Source organism: Achromobacter sp. ACM03, assembly GCF_014851665.1.
Taxonomy (GTDB): Bacteria; Pseudomonadota; Gammaproteobacteria; order Burkholderiales; family Burkholderiaceae_B; genus Achromobacter; species Achromobacter aegrifaciens.
In genome coordinates this window covers 198,099-213,584 of the sequence record NZ_JACVAD010000001.1, presented here as the reverse complement: position 1 = coordinate 213,584, position 15,486 = coordinate 198,099, and the positions used below count along the sequence as shown (strand labels likewise).

Annotated in this window: 14 protein-coding genes; 5 read left to right on the top strand and 9 right to left on the bottom strand. The window is 67.3% G+C overall.

Features of this window, described 5'->3' with window-relative positions:
* Window positions 1-36: 36 nt before the first annotated feature.
* A complete protein-coding gene (gene gspE / locus IB257_RS00900; protein WP_175163913.1) occupies window positions 37-1,464 on the bottom strand; it encodes a type II secretion system ATPase GspE in 1,428 nt (475 codons plus the stop codon).
* The gene (gspD, locus tag IB257_RS00895; protein WP_054456591.1) at window positions 1,461-3,818 is read right to left on the bottom strand and encodes a type II secretion system secretin GspD; all 2,358 of its coding nucleotides are present in this window, start codon (window positions 3,816-3,818) and stop codon (window positions 1,461-1,463) included. The genes gspE and gspD overlap by 4 nt, the downstream gene beginning before the upstream one ends.
* Before the next feature lie 176 nt (window positions 3,819-3,994).
* Between gspD and gspF the strand changes: the two genes are divergently transcribed.
* A complete protein-coding gene (gene gspF, locus IB257_RS00890; protein ID WP_059374497.1) occupies window positions 3,995-5,200 on the top strand; it encodes a type II secretion system inner membrane protein GspF in 1,206 nt (401 codons plus the stop codon).
* 117 nt (window positions 5,201-5,317) lie between these two features.
* On the opposite strand, the gene IB257_RS00885 is transcribed toward gspF, so the two are convergent.
* The 3 genes from IB257_RS00885 to IB257_RS00875 all read right to left on the bottom strand — a co-directional run bounded on the left by IB257_RS00885 (window position 5,318) and on the right by IB257_RS00875 (window position 9,281).
* Complete coding sequence (locus IB257_RS00885) at window positions 5,318-5,656, bottom strand: P-II family nitrogen regulator (protein WP_013393295.1); 339 nt, start codon at window positions 5,654-5,656, stop codon at window positions 5,318-5,320.
* Between the two features lie 127 nt (window positions 5,657-5,783).
* Window positions 5,784-7,841 carry an NAD(+) synthase gene (locus IB257_RS00880; protein WP_192491727.1) on the bottom strand — a complete coding sequence of 686 codons (2,058 nt, stop codon included), beginning with the start codon at window positions 7,839-7,841 and terminating at the stop codon, window positions 5,784-5,786.
* A gap of 90 nt (window positions 7,842-7,931) precedes the next feature.
* Window positions 7,932-9,281 (bottom strand): mechanosensitive ion channel family protein, encoded by a 1,350-nt coding sequence (locus tag IB257_RS00875; RefSeq protein ID WP_119449493.1) that lies wholly within the window; start codon window positions 9,279-9,281, stop codon window positions 7,932-7,934.
* A 135-nt stretch (window positions 9,282-9,416) separates the two neighbouring features.
* Here IB257_RS00875 and argH point away from each other — a divergent pair, with 135 nt between their 5' ends.
* Complete coding sequence (gene argH, locus IB257_RS00870) at window positions 9,417-10,835, top strand: argininosuccinate lyase (RefSeq protein ID WP_054456589.1); 1,419 nt, start codon at window positions 9,417-9,419, stop codon at window positions 10,833-10,835.
* Window positions 10,836-10,918: 83 nt separating this feature from the next.
* Here argH and IB257_RS00865 read toward each other — a convergent pair whose 3' ends face one another.
* The 4 genes from IB257_RS00865 to IB257_RS00850 all read right to left on the bottom strand — a co-directional run bounded on the left by IB257_RS00865 (window position 10,919) and on the right by IB257_RS00850 (window position 12,832).
* The gene (locus tag IB257_RS00865; protein WP_054456849.1) at window positions 10,919-11,338 is read right to left on the bottom strand and encodes a type II toxin-antitoxin system HicB family antitoxin; all 420 of its coding nucleotides are present in this window, start codon (window positions 11,336-11,338) and stop codon (window positions 10,919-10,921) included.
* A 55-nt stretch (window positions 11,339-11,393) separates the two neighbouring features.
* On the bottom strand, window positions 11,394-11,579 hold the full coding sequence (locus IB257_RS00860) for a type II toxin-antitoxin system HicA family toxin (RefSeq protein WP_119449491.1): 186 nt from the start codon (window positions 11,577-11,579) through the stop codon (window positions 11,394-11,396).
* Between the two features lie 162 nt (window positions 11,580-11,741).
* Window positions 11,742-11,966, bottom strand: a complete 225-nt coding sequence (locus IB257_RS00855; protein WP_225588708.1) for a LysR substrate-binding domain-containing protein — start codon at window positions 11,964-11,966, stop codon at window positions 11,742-11,744.
* A 56-nt stretch (window positions 11,967-12,022) separates the two neighbouring features.
* Window positions 12,023-12,832, bottom strand: coding sequence for a helix-turn-helix transcriptional regulator (locus IB257_RS00850; protein ID WP_119449488.1), 810 nt, complete (start codon window positions 12,830-12,832; stop codon window positions 12,023-12,025).
* Window positions 12,833-12,980: 148 nt separating this feature from the next.
* On the opposite strand from IB257_RS00850, the gene IB257_RS00845 reads away from it, so the two are divergent.
* The 3 genes from IB257_RS00845 to IB257_RS00835 are packed head-to-tail and all read left to right on the top strand — an operon-like array spanning window position 12,981 to window position 15,461.
* A complete protein-coding gene (locus IB257_RS00845; RefSeq protein WP_192491726.1) occupies window positions 12,981-14,681 on the top strand; it encodes an FAD-dependent oxidoreductase in 1,701 nt (566 codons plus the stop codon).
* On the top strand, window positions 14,656-14,862 hold the full coding sequence (locus IB257_RS00840; protein ID WP_192491725.1) for a DUF2783 domain-containing protein: 207 nt from the start codon (window positions 14,656-14,658) through the stop codon (window positions 14,860-14,862). Before IB257_RS00845 ends, IB257_RS00840 begins: the two co-directional genes overlap by 26 nt.
* Window positions 14,859-15,461: a VOC family protein gene (locus tag IB257_RS00835; RefSeq protein WP_225588707.1), complete on the top strand. Its 603-nt coding sequence runs from the start codon at window positions 14,859-14,861 to the stop codon at window positions 15,459-15,461. The genes IB257_RS00840 and IB257_RS00835 overlap by 4 nt, the downstream gene beginning before the upstream one ends.
* Window positions 15,462-15,486 lie beyond the last annotated feature (25 nt).

Below are 15,486 nucleotides of genomic sequence, written 5' to 3'. Positions count from 1 at the left end.
GCACAGCGACAAGTCGCTGGCGTTCCCCATCGTCCGCTAGGCGTCCCGCGTGACCCGCAGGATTTCCTCCGGCGAGGTCTGCCCGCTATCCACCCAGCGCTGCCCGTCCTCACGCATGGTGCGCATGCCTGACGCGGCCGCCGCGCGGCGCAGTTCGCGTTCGTCACGCCCTTCGTGGATCAGCCGGCGCGCCTCGTCGTCCACCGTGAAGAGTTCGTGGATGCCGGAACGCCCGCTGTAGCCGGTATGGTTGCAGGCGTCGCAGCCCACCGGATGGAACACGCGTGCGCCGTCCTGCGTGGCGGGTTTCTTGCAGGCCGGGCAGAGCTTGCGCACCAGGCGCTGCGCCAGCACGCCCAAAAGCGATGACGCCAGCAGGAAAGGTTCCACGCCCATGTCCGTGAGTCGGGTCACGGCGGACACCGAGTCGTTGGTGTGCAGCGTAGCCAGCACCAGGTGACCGGTGAGCGAGGCCTGCACCGCGATCTGCGCGGTCTCCAGGTCGCGGATTTCGCCGATCATGATGACGTCGGGGTCCTGCCGCAGAATCGCGCGCAGGGCCAGCGCGAAGCTCATGTCGATCTTGGCGTTGACCTGCGTCTGGCTGATGCCGGCCAGATCGTATTCGATCGGGTCCTCGACCGTCAGGATGTTGCTGGTGGACGCGTCCAGGCGGCTCAAAGCCGCGTACAGCGTGGTGGTCTTGCCGCTGCCGGTGGGCCCCGTCACCAGCACAATGCCGTGCGGCTGGCGGATCAACCGGTCCAGCTGGCCCAGCACGCCCGCGTCCATGCCCAGCTTCTCCAGCTGCAGGCGCCCCGCTTCCTTGTCCAGCAAGCGCAGCACCGCGCGTTCGCCGTGCCCGGTGGGCAAGGTGGACACGCGCACGTCTATGGGTCGTCCGCCCACGCGCAGCGCGATGCGGCCGTCCTGCGGCAAGCGCTTTTCGGCGATGTCCAGGTGCGCCATGATCTTGATGCGCGAGATCAGCGCGGCGTGCAGCGCCTTGCGCGGCGACACCACGTCGCGCAGGGTGCCGTCGACCCGGTAGCGCACCACCGAGTGGGTCTCGAAGGGTTCGATGTGGATGTCGCTGGCGCCGTCGCGCGCCGCCTGGGCGAACAGCGCGTTGATCATGCGGATCACGGGCGCGTCGTCCTGGGCCTCCAGCAGGTCCGCCACCTCGGGCATGTCCTGCATCAGGCGGTCCAGGTCGATCTCGTTCTCGGCCACGCCCATCACCGAGGCCGCATCCTCCGAATGGCTGTAGGCCGCGGTCAGCAAGGTTTCCAGCGCCTGGTCCTCGACCTGCGCCAACTCGATGTCGCCGTGGCAGCGGCGGATCTCGCGCACCGCCCATTCCGGCGTGCGCGGGCTGACGGTCAGCCGGGCCTGGCCGCCGCGCAGCGACAGCAGCGCGCGCTGCGCCCGCGCCCAGGCATAAGGCAAGGGGTGCGCGCTCATAGCAGCGTATCGGGGTCCACGGCCACGCTGTGCATCAGCGTGCGCGACACGCGGATGGCGCCCGAGGCGTCGCGCGCGGGTTCCATGCCGGCATACTGGCGCACGGCGAAGGACTGAGCCGTGACCGGCGCCGGCCGGCGCAGCGTTTCAGCCTGATGTTCCGGACGCAGGTCATAGGCGTTGTTGGACACCGAGGGCGCGGAGCCCGGCGGCGGCAGCATCGGCGCCTGCATGTCGGGCAGCGCCCAGTGCTGGCCCGGCTGCACCGCCGCCTGCGCGCGGCGCATGTAGTCGTAGCGGTCCATGGTGACGCCCGCCGTGCGGTTGGCGTCGCGCACCACGTAGGGGCGCAGGAACACCATCAGGTTGGTCTTGGTGCGCTTGCGCGTGTCGTAGCGGAACAGCGAGCCGATCACCGGCAAGGATCCCAGCAGCGGCACGCTGTTGGTGGAGAGCGTGACGTTGTCTTCCAGCAGGCCGCCCAGCACGATGATCTGGCCGTCGTCGATCAGCACGCTGGTGTCGATGGCCCGCTTGTTGGTCACGATGCCGGTAGTGGAGTTGGAACGGCTTTCGTCGATGCTGCTGACTTCCTGGTAGATGTCCAGCTTTACCGCGCCGCCCTCGGAAATCTGCGGCCGGATGTTCAGCTTCAGGCCCACGTCCTCACGTTCGATCGTCTGGAATGGATTGGTGCTGCCGTTGCTGCCCGAGGTCACGTACTGCCCGGTCACGAACGGCACGGTCTTGCCCACCAGGATGCTGGCCGACTGGTTGTCCAGCGTCAGCAGGTTGGGCGTGGACAGGATGTTGGCTTCGCCAGTGTTCTCCATGGCACGGGCCAGCACGCCCAGGTTGATCACCTTGTTGCCCAGCACGTCGACCGTGCCCTTGACCACCCCCAGGCTCAGGCCGCTGCCGATGCCGTCGATGGTGGTCGGCCCCTTGCCGGTGATGCCGCTGCCGCCCAGGTTGGTGCCGCCGATGAAGCTGGTGCCGTCGCTGTTGATGTTGCCGGCGCCCGTCATCCACTGGATGCCGAACTCCGCCGCCTTGGCCTCGCTGACTTCGACGATCAGGCTTTCCACCAGCACCTGCGCGCGGCGCTGGTCGAGCTGGTCGATGACTTCGCGCAGGCTGCGGTACAGCGGCTCGGGCGCGGAAATGATGAGCGAGTTGGTAGCCGGATCGGCCTGGATGGTGGCGCCGCCGGCCGAATACGACACGGCCTGCGTGCTGTTGTCTTCGCGCGAGATGCGTTCCTGTTCGCCCGACAATCCGCCCGTGTTCGAACCGGACATGCCGGCCATGCCCGCTGTCGCCTGGGCCGGCATGCCAGCCGCGGCGTTCTGCGTGCGCGCTCCGCCCTGCGCGCCCGTGCCGCCGCTGGCGCCGCCCGTGGCGCCGGGCGCGGAATTCGCCTGCCCCGTCAGCAACCCGCCCAGGACCTCGGCGATGCGCGTGGCCTGCGCGTTGCGCATGTAGACCACGTGCAGGTTGCCGGCGCGGTTCTGCTGCGCGTCCAGCTTCATGATGAGGTCGCGCGCCAGCCGCGTGCGCGCCGGGCTGCCGGAACGCACCAGCACGCTGTTGCTGCGCGGATCGGCCACCACGGCGATGCGCTGGGTCGGGTCGCTGCTTTGCGTATCCAGCAGTTGCGAGGCCAGGATGGCGAGGTCGGTGGCCACGGCCGAACGCACCGGCACCACGTCGGTGTCGATCGAACTGGGCACGTCGATGCGCGCGATGACCTGCGCGATCCGCTCCAGGTTGTCGGCGTAGTCCGTTACCACCAGCGTGTTGTTGCCGGGATAGGCGTTGATCGGGTTGTTGGGCGGCACCATGGGGCGCAGCACCGGCACCAGGTTGGCGGCGTTTTCGTACTTCAGCGGGAAGACGCGGGTCAGCATTTCGCCGCTGCTGCCCTTGGCAAACGCGGACACTGGCACCGGACCGCGGCCCGCGCCGCCCACGGCTTGCGCGGGACGCGCGCTGCCCGCGACCACGCTGCCTTGCAGCTTGCCGTCGGCCTCGGGCACCACGCGCGTCACGCCGTCGACCTCGACGATGGCAAAACCCTGCATGCGCAGCGCGCCCGTCAGCATCGACAACGCCTGCGCGCTGTCCACGGGACGGTCCGACACCAGCGTCAGCTTGCCCTTGACGCGCGGATCCACCAGGAAGTTGCGCTGCGTGAACAACGACAGCGCGCGCAGCACGGCGGGGATGTCGGTGTCGACGAAATTCAGACTGACGCGATTGTCGGTCTGTTGAGCGTGAGCCCTGCTGGCTGCGGGTCCGAGCTGGCTTGCGGCGAGCAGTACCGCAAGGCTGAATTGCGCAATATGACGCATGACGGGATAGGTGCCTGAAACGTGAAATCGTGTGAAAAAACGTGAAAGCGCGTCGGAGTATACGTGGTGACAGTGCAACACTACGGTCATAATCCGCAGGCATCGTAGCGGCCTTGAAACCCTTTAAATTCGGGGCTTTGCGCGCTTTTTGAATGCGTGCTGGCCATGCTTTCCAGATGCCTTCCTTCCGTTACGAAGCCACCGACGCACTAGGGAAGATCGTGCGCGGCACGATCGACGCCGACAGCGAACGCGGCGCCCGCAACCAGCTTCGCGGCCGCGGCCTGCTGCCGCTGTCCACGTCCCTCGCGGCGCGCGCCGAAGGGTTCGGCGCATCGCTGCGCACGCGCCTGTCGGATGCGGATCTCGCCTGGCTGACGCGCCAGCTCGCCAGCCTGCTGGCCGCGAGCCTGCCGCTGGACGCGGCCCTGAGCGCCACGCTGGAACAGGCCGAGAAAAAACACATCGCCGCCACCCTGGGCGGCGTGCGCGACGACGTGCGCGCGGGCCACAAGCTGTCGACCGCCCTGGCCGCCCGGCCGCGCGACTTTCCGGAGATCTATCGCGCGCTGATCGGCGCTGGCGAGGAATCGGGCGATCTCGCGCAAGTGATGGAGAAGCTGGCGGACTACATCGAGGAGCGCAACGCGCTACGCAGCAAGGTGCTGACCGCGTTCATCTATCCGGCGGTGGTGGCCTGCGTGTCGGTGATCATCGTGATCTTCCTGCTGGGCTATGTGGTGCCGCAGGTGGTGTCGGCGTTCAGCCAGGCCAAGCAGGAACTGCCGCTCTTGACGCGCATCATGCTGGCGTTGTCGGACTATGTGCGCGAATGGGGCGTGGCGACGGGCGCGGCGTTGGCGGCGGCCGTCGCGCTGTGGCGGTATGCGTTGCGCGCGCCCGCTGCGCGGCGGGCCTGGCATGCGCGTGTGCTGAAGCTGCCCTTGGCGGGACGCTTCGTGCTGGGTGTGAATGCCGCGCGCTTTGCTTCCACGCTGGCGATACTCTCAGGTAGTGGCGTGGCATTGCTGACGGCGCTGGAGGCGGCGCGCCGCACCCTGGGCAACGATGTGCTGCGCCAGGCGGTGGACGAAGCCTCTGCGCGCGTGCGCGAAGGCGCGTCGCTGTCGGCCTCGCTGGGCGCGCAAAAGGTGTTTCCGTCGCTGCTGGTGCATCTGATCGCCAGCGGCGAGAAGACCGGCCGCCTGCCCGAACTGCTGGACCGCGGCGCGCAGAACCTGTCGCGCGATCTGGAGCGGCGCGCCATGGCCATGACGGCCTTGCTGGAGCCGGCGCTGATACTGCTGATGGGGGGATTCGTGCTGCTGATCGTGCTGGCGGTGATGAGCCCGATCCTGGAGATGAATCAGCTCATCCGCTAGGCGGGAAAATGCGTTGCGGGCTTGGTGCGGCAGCTTCCCCGCCGCGCCAAGCCCGCAATATCCTGCTGCGGTCTCGCGGCTGCCGGCGGATCCGGCCAGCCGCAAGTCCCCAGGAACTTACAGCGCCTCTTCGTCGCTTTCGCCCGTGCGGATGCGGATGGCCTGTTCGACCGGCGTGACGAAGATCTTGCCGTCGCCGATCTTGCCGGTGCGGGCAGCCTTGACCACGGCTTCGATGGCGGCTTCGACCTGGCTGTCGGGCAGCACCACTTCAACGCGGATCTTGGGCAGGAAGTCCACCACGTACTCGGCGCCGCGGTAGAGCTCGGTATGGCCTTTCTGGCGGCCGAAACCCTTGACTTCGGTAACGGTCAGGCCGCTGACGCCGACTTCGGCCAGCGCTTCGCGGACTTCGTCGAGCTTGAAGGGTTTGATGATGGCGGTGACTTGTTTCACGTTGGTCGTCCTGGGTTTTTGATCTGTTGCGTCGCCCTGACACGGCATGGCTGCAGGGCGCATCGGATAAGAGAATACCACCCGCGGGGGCCCGGACGCCGGGTCCCCCTTGGGCGGGAAATCCCGGTCAGGCCTCGTCGGGAATACGTTCGGCGTCGCGCATCCACACCGCCGACTCGGAGTCGCTGGGCGCGCGCCAGTCGCCGCGCGGCGACAGCGAACCGCCGGAGCCGACCTTGGGCGCGTTCGGCACGCAGGTACGCTTGAACTGGCTGAGGCGGAAGAAACGGTCCAGGAAGATCTTCAGGTTGCGCTTGATGGCCGCCAGATCGTACTGGTTGCGGGCCACGTGGCCGCCCTCGGGCCAGGCGCCGGCCTCGCGGTCGCGCCAGGCCGCCAGCGCCAGGAACGCCACCTTGGTCGGCGCAAAGCCGTAGCGCAGCGTGTAGTACAGGTTGAAGTCCTGTAGTTCATAGGGACCGATGGAGTCTTCGCTCTTCTGCACCGGCTTGTCGTCCGCGCCGCCCGGCACCAGTTCGGGGCTGACGTCGGTGCCCAGCACGTCCAGCAGCACCTGCGCGCCTTCGTCGCCCAGGCGGCCGGATTCCGCGACCCAGCGCACCAGGTGGGTGATGAGCGTCTTGGGCACGCTGGCATTGACGCTGTAGTGCGACATGTGGTCGCCCACGCCGTACGTGCACCAGCCCAGGGCCAGCTCGCTCAGGTCGCCGGTGCCGATGACGATGGCGTTGTTGAAATTCGCGATGCGGAACAGGTGGTTGGTGCGTTCGCCGGCCTGCACATTCTCGAAGGTGATGTCATAGACCGGCTTGCCGTCGGCATAGGGATGGCCCAGGTCCTTGAGCATCTGCAGGCAGCTGGGCCGGATGTCGATCTCGGAAGCCGTGCACCCCACCACCTCCATCAGCTTGCGCGCCTGCTGCAGCGTGCGCGAGCTGGTGGCGAAGCCCGGCATGGTGACGGCCAGGATGTTGGAGCGCGGCAGGTCCAGCGCGTCCATGGCCTTGGCGCAGACCAGCAACGCATGGGTGGAATCCAGCCCGCCGGAAATGCCGATGACGACCTTGGACATGCGGCTGGCCGACAGGCGCTGGACCAGGGCCTGGACCTGGATGCTGTAGACCTCCTTGCAGCGGGCGTCGCGGCGCTGCGGGTCGGCCGGCACATAGGGAAAGCGCGCCACGCGCCGCTCCAGCGGCAGTTCGGCGTCTTCCAGCGGCGGATTCACGGGGACCGCCACGCTGCGGAATTTGCGGACTTCGTCCTGGTGGCGACGCACGGACTGGCCGAATGTGGTCTGGCGCATGCGTTCGCGCGACAGGCGTTCGAGGTCCACGTCCGCAAACAGCAGGTGGGAATGGCCGAGGAAGCGTTCGGATTCGCCCAGCAGTTCGCCGTTTTCGTAGATGAGTGCCTGGCCGTCCCAGGCCATGTCGGTGGACGACTCGCCCCGCCCGGCGGAGGTGTACATGTAAGCCGACAGGCAGCGCGCCGACTGCTGCGCCACCAGTTGGTGGCGGTACTCCGACTTACCGACCACGATGTTGGAGGCCGACAGGTTCACCAACACGGTGGCACCCGCCAGCGCGGCGTAGGAAGACGGCGGGATCGGCACCCAGACGTCTTCGCAGATTTCGACGTGGAACTGGAACAGCGGCAGCTTTTCCATCTGGAAGACCAGCTCGGATCCGAACGGCACGGTCTGCCCCAGCAGGCGGATCTCGGATGCGGTGGCGCAATCGCCGGCGCTGAACTGGCGCGCTTCGTAGAATTCGCCGTAGTTGGGCAGGTAGCTCTTGGGCACCGCGCCCAGCACGCGGCCGCCGGCGGCGACCACGGCGCAATTGAACAGCTGATGGGCCACGCGCAACGGCGCGCCGACCACGACGGCGATGTCCATTTCAGCGGTTGCCGCCACCACCTGGGCCAGCGCGGCTTCGCATTCGTCCAGCAGGGCCTTCTGGTGGAACAGGTCGTCGCAGGTATAGGCGGACAGGCCCAGCTCGGGAAACGCCGCCAGCACCGCGCCGCCCTGGGCGGCCTGCTGCGCCAGCGCGATGGTCTGGGCGGCGTTGAAGGCGGGGTCCGCGACCTTGCATTCGGGCACGCCGACGGCCACCCGGGCAAAGCCGTGGGAATACAGGTTGAAGAACGGGTTCGACATCGGGTCTATCGCCAGGGATTTCAACGCCTGGATTATCTCACGGGGCCACCCGCCGGCCCCGCCCCCACGCCTTGCCGCGCCTGCTGTCCGCTAGCGCGGCATCTTCTCGTCGGTCAGGCCGCGTTCCGACGGCGCGGCCAGGCCCGGACGGCCGCCTTCGCCCGCCAGCGCGGCCTGCAAGGCGCCTTCGCGCAGGTGGACGCCCATTGCGCCGATATCGGCGCCGGACGGCTGCTGGTACAGGCGCAGGCCCAGTTCGGGCAGGATGGCCAGCAGATGGTCGAAGATGTCGCCCTGGATGCGCTCGTACTCGACCCAGGCGGTGACGGCGGTAAAGCAATAGACCTCGACCGGGATGCCTTCGGAGGTGGGCTCCATCATGCGCACCATCATCGCCATGTCCTGGCGGACCTCGGGATTCTGTTTCAGATAGGCCAACGCATAGGCCCGCAAGGTGCCGATATTGGTCAGGCGGCGGCGGTTGGCGGGCACGCTGGCCAGTTCGCCCATGGTCTGGTTGGCCTGGGCGATATCGTGGGTCTTGGCCTGCAGGTAGTCATGCAAGAGGCGAAAACGCATCAGCCGCTGCGCCTCGTCGTCGGTCAGGAAGCGCACGCTGGCCGAGTCGATGCGCACGGTGCGCTTGATGCGCCGTCCACCCGATTCGAACATGTGGCGGTAGTTGCGGTAGCTTTCCGAGAACAGCTTGTAGGTGGGCACCGTGGTGACGGTGTTGTCCCAGTTCTGCACCTTGACCGTGTGCAGCGCGATGTCCTTGACGAAGCCGTCGGCGTTCGATTGCGGCATCTCGATCCAGTCGCCGATGCGCAGCATGTCGTTGCTGGTCAGCTGGGTGCTGGCCACCAGCGACAGCAGCGTGTCCTTGAACACCAGCAGCAACACGGCGGACAGCGCACCCAGGCCGGAAATCATCCAGAGCGGCGAGCGGTCGATCAGGATGGAAAGCACCAAAACGGTGCATACCGCCATCAGGATCAGCTTGCCGATCTGGATATAGCCCTTGATGGAGCGGGTCTGCGCCCGGGTGGTGGCGGAATAGGTATCCTGCCAGGCGCTCAGCACCCCGGAAAACGCCACGAACACGCAGATCCAGGCGCCGGCATGCGCCAGCCGGCCGACGATGGTCACCGCCCGCTCGACGTGCGGCACCAGGCCTATGCCCAGCGACACCACGGCGAACGGCACCGCGTACCAGAGGTTCTGGTATGCCCGGCGGCGTTGCAGGGCCTTGTCCCAGTCGCCCCGGCCGCTCAGCACCAGCACGCGATGGGCCAGCAACAGCACGACCCGGGCCACGACCCACTGGACGAACAGCGCCGTCAGGATCAGCGCGGCGATTCCGATCAGCGTCTGCGCCCAGGCTTCGCGCGGCAGATGGGTATCCAATTGGGTGACCAGCTCTTCCCATTCCAGGGGCATAGACTCTCTTCCTGCTCTAAGGTCTTGAAACTAATCCAGGATTATCCGACAAAGGCCGGGCCGGAGGGTTCGCCCCCGCGGAACCCGCGCCCGGCGGCGCGGCCTTGCGCGCCAGGCCCTATAATTCCGCCCATCATGGCAAACACTCCCTCCCCCGATCAAAACCAGTTCGCCAACAAGGCGCAGGCCTGGTCCGCCCGGTTCTCGGAACCGGTTTCCGAACTCGTCAAGCGCTATACGGCGTCCGTGGATTTCGACAAGCGCCTGGCGCGCTACGACATTCAGGGTTCGCTCGCGCACGCGGACATGCTGGCCGCCCAGGGCATCATCGGCGCCCAGGACCTGGCCGACATCCAGCGCGGCATGACACAGATCCTGTCCGAAATCGACGCCGGCAGTTTCCAATGGCTGCTCGACCTCGAAGACGTCCACCTGAACATTGAAAAGCGCCTGGTGGAACTGGTGGGCGACGCGGGCAAGCGCCTGCACACCGGCCGTTCGCGCAACGACCAGGTCGCCACCGACATCCGCCTGTGGCTGCGCGCCGAAATCGACAACCTGCTGGACCTGCTGCGCCAGCTGCGCCACGCCCTGGCCACGGTGGCCCTGGACAACGCCGGCACCATCATGCCCGGCTTCACGCACCTGCAAGTCGCCCAGCCCGTCACCTTCGGCCATCACCTGCTGGCCTACGCCGAAATGTTCGGCCGCGACGCCGAGCGCCTGGCCGACTGCCGCCGCCGCGTGAACCGCCTGCCGCTGGGCGCCGCAGCCCTGGCCGGCACGTCCTACCCGATCGACCGCGAGCGCGTCGCCAAGACCCTGGGCTTTGACGGCGTGTGCCGCAATTCGCTGGACGCCGTGTCCGACCGCGACTTCGCCATCGAATTCTGCGCCGCCGGCGCGCTGATCATGACGCATGTCTCGCGCCTGTCCGAAGAGCTGGTGCTCTGGATGAGCCCGCGCGTGGGCTTCATCGACCTGGCCGACCGCTTCTGCACCGGCAGCTCGATCATGCCGCAGAAAAAGAACCCCGACGTGCCCGAGCTGGCCCGCGGCAAGACCGGCCGCGTCAACGGCCACCTGGTCGCCCTGCTGACCCTGATGAAAGGCCAGCCCCTGGCCTACAACAAGGACAACCAGGAAGACAAGGAAGGCCTGTTCGACACCGTCGACACCGTGCGCGACACGCTGACGATCTTCGCGGACATGGCCGGCGGCATCAAGGTCAAGGCCGACAACATGCGCGCCGCCGCCCTCCAAGGCTTCGCCACCGCCACCGACCTGGCCGACTACCTGGTCAAGCGCGGCGTGCCGTTCCGCGACGCCCACGAAGTCGTGGCCCACGCCGTGCGCGACTGCGAACAGCGCGGCTGCGACCTGGCCGACCTGTCGCTGGACGAACTCAAGGCCTACCACGCCAGCATCGGCGACGACGTGCACCAGGTCCTGACCCTGGAAGGCTCGGTCGCGGCCCGCAAGCACGTGGGCGGCACCGCCCCCGAGCGCGTGGCCGAGGAAGCCCGGCGCGTGCTGCAGGAAACTGCGGAGTAAGCCTGGTTTTCCGATGCAAGATGATCGGCCCCGTTAGCGGGGCCGATTTTCATTGACATGCGGGACTTGCAGGCTTGCCAGCCTCAGGCAATCGACACGTCCAGGCGGCGCCCAAGCTGCCCGAGAGCGGATTCGACTTGCTCGATCCGGGATGCGTGTCGCACGTTGAGCAACCGGTCCACTTGCGGCATGTGAACCCCCATGCGCCTCGCCAACTCGGCCTTGCGCACCCCCTGAAGAATCATCTCGTTCGACAGAAAAACCTTGCTGGTGACCAAGGCGGGCAAGGTTACTGACGCCTGGCCCTTGGCAGGTTTGGAGGGCATGGGAATGGGGCGACGCGCCTCGAAGTAGATCTCCAGCGCAGCTTCGAGCGCCTCTTCGGCGTTGATTGCCGCCTCATCGACGTCCTGCCCTACGGCTAGCGCTTCTGGAATATCGCGAAACCGGACTAGCCACGTATCGTTGGAGTCGCGAGTCAGGGTATAGGGATAGGTCAGCATTTGGGCTTCCGTTTGATGAATGTGCCAGGCAAGGCTATCCACGTGACGCACGGCGTCATTTCAAACCGAGCTGTTTCTTGATTTCGCTTTCCAGATGCTTGCCCATTTCCTTGGACCCATGATGTGGAAAGATAGTGGTCACGCCGTTCAAGGTAACCCGGTAATGGCTGCTGCCTGACTTATGCGGCACAAACACTGCCCCTTGTCGTTCCAGCCATCTCTTGAATTCGCTGTATTTCATGACCGATGGTCACGGCCTGATTGAGCATAAACAAAAATGTTGAATAAATAAACAGAACTGTTTACTTGAGCCGTCCTCCTCCCACCATGAGCGTAGAAGACGTAGGAACAGCGCGGCGCAGGGCCGTCACTTTCTCAGACCAAACGATATTGCGGCCGCCCGCTACACGATGCTGAGTGACTCCCCCAGCATTTCCACCACCGCATCCACCTTGGGCAGCAACTGCTTGCCCAGCGGCCACGCCAGGTACAGCGGCAGGCCTTCGGTGGCCAATTGCGGCAGCACCTCGACCACCCGACCGTCGCGCAAGGCGTCGGCCGCCAGCCAGGTCGCCAGTTGCGCGATGCCGAAGCCGGCGGCGACGGCGTCGACCTGGGCCGCGGGCAAGCGCTACCCGACGCCCGCGAGCCGGCGCCGAAACCCGGCAGCAGCAGCCCCGACGCTCAGCGTCCGCCCGCCTCCGGCATACAGGCCGGCACGGCGCGCGCGGCCGGCGCCTTGATCAGGAACTCCTTCAGGCTGGCCACGTTGTTCTTCTTGAAGATGCGGTTCTTGTAGGTGACCACGGTGGTGGGCGACAGGCCCAGTTCGCGCCCCACTTCCTTCGCCGTATGGCCCTGGCGCAGCAAGTCCGCCACCTGGATCTCGCGCAGCGACAGGCCGCTGCACCAGGACGGCGCGCGCGGCGCGTCCGTTTCCGCGCGGCACAACTGGTGATGACGCCGCGCCAACGCGATCAGCAGGGGCGCTCGCCCGCGCATCAGTTCGGCTACGTCCGGCGAATGGGCGTGCGAGAAATACAGGTTCAGGTAGCTGATGCCCTCGTCGCGGCAGCCGATGAGCGAAATCTTGCTGGCAAATCCCGGGCGCTCGAACAATACGCGGCGGTACTCGTCATCCGCGATGCGTTCGGGCGACGCGGTCTGGACGACCAGGTCGGGATGGTGGCCGGGCCGGCACGCCATGTCGCGCAGCAGGCCGTAATTGGGGTCGCGCCGGTAGAACTCGTTGTCCACGAACACATTCGTGGTCCATTCGATCAGGGACTGGTTGAGCAGGCTGGCGGCCGACGAATACTGCACCGAGCCCTCGTGGCCGTAGAACACGTGCGACACGTGGTCGGCGGCCACGGTTTCGCGCAACGCCAGCAACAGCGCGGCATGGAACATCGGACCGCCCAGGTCCATGACGGCGGACTCGGCCCAACGGTCCGGCCCCCCGCCCGCGGGCATAGGGTTGTTTGTCTCTTCCATGGTGTCGTTTTCCCCCGCTTGCGCGTGTTTTCCCGATTCTAAGGTCATCCCCCGCCGCCGCGATGTCCTCTTCCGTGAGGACATGACGGACCCGCGCGGCGCTCCTAGAGTGGGGCCTGCAACAAACCACATCGAACTAGGGAAAACGATGAAAGAGCTTCCCATCTATCCATACGTCAGGCCCGAGGAAATGGACCGCCCGCGCCGCGATCCGCATCCGGTGGCGGTCGTGGGGGCCGGATTGACCGGGTTGACGCTGGCGCTGGATCTGGTGCGGCGCGGCATCCCCGTGGTCGTGCTGGACGACGACAACACCGTCGGCGTGCGTGGCCTGGCCTCGCGCGGCATGGTCTGGGCGCAGCGCACGCTGGACATCTTCGACCGGCTCGGCATGGCCGGCGACGTGGTCGGCAAGGGCGTGCGCTGGAACGTGGGCCGCGTGCTGTGCCGCGACATGGCGGTGGCCTCATTCACGCTGCAAGACCAGCCCGACATGCGCCACAACGGCTTCGTCAACCTGCAGCAGTACTACCTGGAAGCCTTCCTGGTGGACGCGCTGATGCGCGAGCCGCTGGCCGAGCTGCGCTGGTTGAACCGCGTCGCCGGCATCGAACCGCAAGCGGACGGCCCGGCGACGCTGCAGGTGGAGACGCCCGACGGCGTCTATCTGTGCCGCGCGCAATGGGTCGTCGCCTGCGACGGCGCGAAGAGCGCGGTGCGCGGCATGCTGGGCCTGAGTCCGCGGGTCTACGACCAGACCGAGGACCGCTGGATCATCATCGACATCGTGCTGCGCGACACCACCTGGCCGGAGGAACGCTGGACCTGGCTGGACGCGCGCAGCAACCATGGCCGCGCGGTCTGGCGCCACAAGATGGCCGATGACACCTGGCGGCTGGATTTCCAACTGCGCGCGGACGAAGACCCGGCCGAGGCGGCAACGGACGCGGCGATGCGCCAGCGCGTGTGGGACCTGCTGGGCGAACGCGTGGAATTCGACATCGCCTGGCACGGCGTCTGGGCCTACCGCCATGAATGCCTGGACAGCCTGCGCCACGACCGCGTGCTGTTCGCGGGCGACTCGGCCCACCTGGTCGCGCCCTTCGGCGCGCGCGGCGGCAACGGCGGCATCCAGGACGCCGACAACCTGGGCTGGAAGCTGGCCCTGCTGCTGCAAGGCCGCGCGGGCGACTCCCTGCTGGACACCTACAGCGTGGAGCGCAAGCACGCCGCGATGGAGAACATCCGCCAGGCGCGCCGCTCCTCGCGCTTCGTCTACCCGGGCGCGGCCCGCTCGGCCGCGCTGTGGCGCGACGCCATCATCGACCTGGCGCCGCGCCACGCCGTCGCCGCCCGCATGATCAACACCGGCCGCCTGTGCATGCCGGCCATCTATCCCGAATCTGCGCTGGCTTGCGGCCCGCACGCCCTGGCCGGGCGCGCGCTGCCCAACGTGGTGCTGCGGCAAAGCGACGGCCTGACGCTGCACGGGTTGCTTGGCCCCTGGTTCACCGTGCTGGTGTTCGGCGATGCCCTGCCGGCCGGCGTAGAGAACGACGACGGCCTGCTGCGCTGGGCCGCCGTCGGACCGCTGTGCGATGAACGCGGACGCGCGGCTCTGGCGCACCAGCTCGGCCAGACGCTGGATGGCCAGGCCTGGCTGCTGCGCCCCGACCAGCACGTCATGGCCGCCGCCACGCCCGAGACGCGCGATCCCCAGGCCGTGCAGGCCTGGATCAGCGCGGCGCTGGATGCGCCCGGCGCCTGTCCCGAATCCCTGCCCGAGGCCCGCGGCCTCTACCGCTCAACCGGAGGCGCCAGCCATGCCGCTATCCCAGCAACAGCTTGACGACCTGCTCGAGCGCCTCATTGCACTGACCAACGTGCCCGACCCCGCGGCCCAGCGCGACAGCCTGGCCCGGCTGTCGCTTCTGCTCATCGAAGCCGTGGACGACGCGGCCCGTGTGCAGGCGGCGGTCGACGAGATACTGGCGAGCCAGCCCGGTTCGCCCGCCTTGAACATTCCATGAACCACGGAGACGGCGCCATGACGCTGCAACACCCCCCTGCCTGCCCCGCCATCCAGGGCCTGCACCACTTCGCCTGGCGTTGCCGCGACGCGGAAGAAACCCGGCATTTCTACGAAGACATCCTGGGCCTGCCGCTGGTGCACGTGGTCAAGGAAGAACGCGTGCCCTCCACGGGCGAGCACTGCCCCTTCGTGCACCTGTTCTTCGAATTCGCCGATGGCTCCCACATCGCCTTCTTCGATCTGGGCGACAACGGACTCAGCCAGCCCGATCCCGCCACGCCGCGCTGGGTCAACCACTTCGCCATGGAAATCCGCGGTGAGGCCGAGTTGGAAGGGATGCGCCAGCGACTGCTGTCCCACGGCGTCGACGTGGTGGGGCCGACCGACCACCACTTCATCCGCTCCATCTATTTCTTCGACCCCAACGGCATCCGGCTCGAATTGACCCTGCGCCTGCCCGTGGACGACTACGTGGCCCGCAAGCGCCGCAGCGCCCACGACGACCTGGCCGCCTGGACCCGCGACAAGGCCGCCGGGCTGATGCCCGGCGCCACCGGCACCAGCAGCCAGCAGCGCGGCCAAGTCCACGCCAGCTGAACCGCCCACTTTCCATTCATTAAAG

What these genes read in the sequence shown, in the direction of transcription:
- gspE (WP_175163913.1), bottom strand. Translation starts at nt 1,464, where the DNA reads ATGAGCGCGCACCCCTTGCCTTATGCCTGGGCGCGGGCGCAGCGCGCG.
- gspD (WP_054456591.1), bottom strand. Translation starts at nt 3,818, where the DNA reads ATGCGTCATATTGCGCAATTCAGCCTTGCGGTACTGCTCGCCGCAAGC.
- gspF (WP_059374497.1), top strand. Translation starts at nt 3,995, where the DNA reads ATGCCTTCCTTCCGTTACGAAGCCACCGACGCACTAGGGAAGATCGTG.
- IB257_RS00880 (WP_192491727.1), bottom strand. Translation starts at nt 7,841, where the DNA reads ATGTCGAACCCGTTCTTCAACCTGTATTCCCACGGCTTTGCCCGGGTG.
- IB257_RS00875 (WP_119449493.1), bottom strand. Translation starts at nt 9,281, where the DNA reads ATGCCCCTGGAATGGGAAGAGCTGGTCACCCAATTGGATACCCATCTG.
- argH (WP_054456589.1), top strand. Translation starts at nt 9,417, where the DNA reads ATGGCAAACACTCCCTCCCCCGATCAAAACCAGTTCGCCAACAAGGCG.
- IB257_RS00865 (WP_054456849.1), bottom strand. Translation starts at nt 11,338, where the DNA reads ATGCTGACCTATCCCTATACCCTGACTCGCGACTCCAACGATACGTGG.
- IB257_RS00860 (WP_119449491.1), bottom strand. Translation starts at nt 11,579, where the DNA reads ATGAAATACAGCGAATTCAAGAGATGGCTGGAACGACAAGGGGCAGTG.
- IB257_RS00850 (WP_119449488.1), bottom strand. Translation starts at nt 12,832, where the DNA reads ATGGAAGAGACAAACAACCCTATGCCCGCGGGCGGGGGGCCGGACCGT.
- IB257_RS00845 (WP_192491726.1), top strand. Translation starts at nt 12,981, where the DNA reads ATGAAAGAGCTTCCCATCTATCCATACGTCAGGCCCGAGGAAATGGAC.
- IB257_RS00840 (WP_192491725.1), top strand. Translation starts at nt 14,656, where the DNA reads ATGCCGCTATCCCAGCAACAGCTTGACGACCTGCTCGAGCGCCTCATT.
- IB257_RS00835 (WP_225588707.1), top strand. Translation starts at nt 14,859, where the DNA reads ATGAACCACGGAGACGGCGCCATGACGCTGCAACACCCCCCTGCCTGC.